The sequence below is a fragment of the Endozoicomonas sp. ONNA2 genome (assembly GCF_024606365.1).
Classification (GTDB): Bacteria; Pseudomonadota; Gammaproteobacteria; order Pseudomonadales; family Endozoicomonadaceae; genus Endozoicomonas.
The window spans coordinates 1-2995 of the sequence record NZ_JAHHPO010000149.1 but is presented as its reverse complement, the minus strand read 5'-3'; the positions used below and the strand labels follow the sequence as shown (position 1 = coordinate 2995).

Sequence of the window (2995 nt, the reverse complement as noted above, 5' to 3'; positions counted from 1 at the left end):
CAACGCAGGAGCAGTTGCCGCGTAGGGCAGTCTATTCTCGGACAGCCTCCTGGCACCAATCCGGAACACCGCCATGTCATCATGGGATGCTTTTCCCGGTTACAAACCCCTACATTAGAGTGCTGGTCTTGCCACAGCGGAGTTGCTATAACGTCCTCCAGCTTTGGAACCGAAATATGGATCAGAAAACTATGTCTAGCCTGGCAAACCTCCTTGAAAATAATAACCAGTGGTCCAAGTCCATTCGTGAAGAAAAGCCTGATTTTTTTGAACAGCTCTCCGGGCAGCAGGCGCCCAAGTATCTCTGGATCGGGTGTGCTGACAGTCGGGTACCGGCCAACGACATCGTTGGCCTCCTTCCGGGTGAACTGTTTGTCCACCGAAACGTTGCCAATGTGGTGGTTCATACCGACCTGAACTGCCTGTCAGTCATTCAATATGCGGTGGATTACCTGAAGGTAGAGCACATTATTGTGACCGGCCATTACGGCTGTGGTGGTGTGCGCGAAGCCATGAATAACTCAAAACTGGGACTGATCGATAACTGGCTCAGGCATGTACAGGACGTCAAGAAGAAACACGCCGGGCTGCTTGAGAATGCTGGCAGTGATGATGCGCAGTTCCAGAGAATGTGTGAATTGAATGTTGTGGAGCAAGTGTTGAACGTCTGTCAGACAACCATTGTTCAGGACGCCTGGAATCGTGGCCAGAAGCTGACGGTCAACAGCTGGGTTTATGGCTTGAAAGATGGGCTGGTGAGAGACCTTGGCCTGAGCGTCGGTTCCAATGAAGACATCGATGAGCAGTACCCGGCAGCAATTGATGTTATCGCCAGTAAGAAGGGAGGGTGAATGGGTGGATTGTATCCCTTACTGATACCAGTAGGGGGATTGCAAGATCCATTGTGGTCCGCTTTCATCTGGTTATGCGTAAGTACCCCCTAACCTCTGGAATTAGCCAGAACTCAATGATTGTATTAGCAATCCTTTATACCATTGCCTCTGCCTCTTGATTATCCCTGACCCGCACCGGCCCGGGGACTTCAACAGGGCGGCTATACACGTCATCGTTATAGTAATATCCGGTATTTTCATCCACTACAACACTTTGGCTAAACACACCACTGCGAATATATGGGGAGCAAGCAGCGGCAGTCGCGCTTATTATCATACCGACTGACACATCAATCCCATCATGCTTGGCCGCCAGAATTCTTAATACCCCTGCCAGCCCCCCAAAACCAAAAGCGCTGGACAGAGCGAAAAACGTCTTCCCATACGGTGAAGCAAGTGGCTGATTGGAAAACGGACGCGTTCTTTCCAGCAAGCGCTTGAAGGCAGGGGAAGACAGCGCCGCAGAATCCAGAACATTAAGGACAACCTGCGACCAGGCAATAGCCGAAACCGCAGCATGCCCTGAGGGCATGGCCTTGAAATCATCGGGATCCATGCATAACTTTCCATTTTTATAGTCCGGTTGCAGGACATAGATACGTTCTTTATCAATTGCAGTTTTCATATATTCCACAATACCGACAACACTTGCCACCAGGATCAGGGATTTCACCACTTCACTGGCCTCTTTACAGAGCGCTTTTTTCGCCAGCTCCCTGACATCATGTGCATTAAGACCCGGTTCCAGCGCCTGCGCCCTTGACTGTTTGTCTGCATATAGTCGTGCTACGAATTTGGCAATGTGGCTGGCAACAAGCGTCATGAAACCACCGTACAGCACCACGTCACTTGCACTGTCAGCCCATGTCACTACCGGATCGACATAACCAAAATCAGCAAACGGCGACACTGTGCCATTTCGTGTGCCTGAAGGCCCCCATTCACACCCATTGGCAGTGGGCAGACTATTGATGACCAGCAACGAATAAACAACGGGCACTACTGACATCAGTCGAGTCATGAGGCGATTGCCTCCTTCCTGTGCCTGTCGGAGCCAGAGTTGATCATCCGCTTTGGCCCGTTGCAATATAGACGTGACCCCGGATCTGAGAACAGCAGCAAATCCCCGAAACGGTTTGACCTTACCAGGCATGGACCAATCAAAAGCGTTTTTCGTAATGTCTGGCTGTTCTGGCAATGGTTTTGCTGAGCTAATAATCATAAGCAAAAATCTAACGTTGTTTAGTACCCGTTAGTCTCAGATTGCCATTACAAAGTTCCTTGCCGGAGGCCAAAAAACTCTGATCATTGCTATTAGTACAACCCGTGAATAGTTATAGCATCGAAACACTGTATTAAATTATGATACCCGCCTACTTAAAAAAAGCAGGGCAAACTAATGAGCAATTCTGATAAATACCCCATACTCATGCGTCTGATGCACTGGACTGTCGGCCTTCTTATTTTGGGAATTATTGCAGCTGGCTGGTATATGGTGGGGCTGGAAGATAACGTCAGCTATAAATACGACATTTACCACTGGCATAAATCCTTTGGTGTTCTGGTGATCTTCCTGTTGTTCGCCCGTCTGGTGATTCGCTGGGCCAGTGAGATTCCGAAACTGCCTGACAGCATGCCAACTTACCAGAAAAAACTGGGAACCCTGGTGCATTGGCTTCTCTATCTCTTTATGTTCCTGGTACCGGTGAGTGGCTACCTGATGTCTGACGCTGCCGGTCGTGATGTGCCGCTGTTCAACCTGGTCATGCCCAGTTTTCTGGAGAAGAACCCGGAACTGGCGGGCCGACTCCACGATATCCACGTCATTATTCCCTATGTGCTGCTGGGCATTGTGGTACTGCACATTCTGGCCACCATTAAACATCGTTACTTCGATAAGCCTGAGCATGATGTACTGCATCGGATGCTTTAACAGTTGCTTCTTCGGATCAGTCAGGGGGCTGGTCCGGGATAAAGAAAATTTTTCGCCTCACTTCGACACGCGTTTTGAAACTATTGATTCTAATACTGGTCTGATAATTTCCATGAGGCTGTCCGAGAATAGACTGCCCTACACGGCAACTGCTCCTGCGTTGCTCTAG

General features: G+C 49.4%; 3 protein-coding genes. 2 read left to right on the top strand and 1 reads right to left on the bottom strand.

Annotated features, from left to right (window positions below; translation table 11 throughout):
• Nucleotides 1–176: 176 nt before the first annotated feature.
• Entirely contained in the window at nucleotides 177–851 is a 675-nt protein-coding gene (gene can, locus KDK14_RS02705; protein WP_257263484.1) for a carbonate dehydratase, read from the top strand.
• 136 nt (nucleotides 852–987) lie between these two features.
• On the opposite strand, the gene KDK14_RS02700 is transcribed toward can, so the two are convergent.
• Complete coding sequence (locus tag KDK14_RS02700) at nucleotides 988–2115, bottom strand: phosphatase PAP2 family protein (RefSeq protein WP_257263483.1); 1128 nt, start codon at nucleotides 2113–2115, stop codon at nucleotides 988–990.
• Between the two features lie 177 nt (nucleotides 2116–2292).
• Here KDK14_RS02700 and KDK14_RS02695 point away from each other — a divergent pair, with 177 nt between their 5' ends.
• Nucleotides 2293–2826 (top strand): cytochrome b, encoded by a 534-nt coding sequence (locus KDK14_RS02695; protein WP_257263482.1) that lies wholly within the window; start codon nucleotides 2293–2295, stop codon nucleotides 2824–2826.
• The last annotated feature ends 169 nt before the right edge of the window (nucleotides 2827–2995 follow it).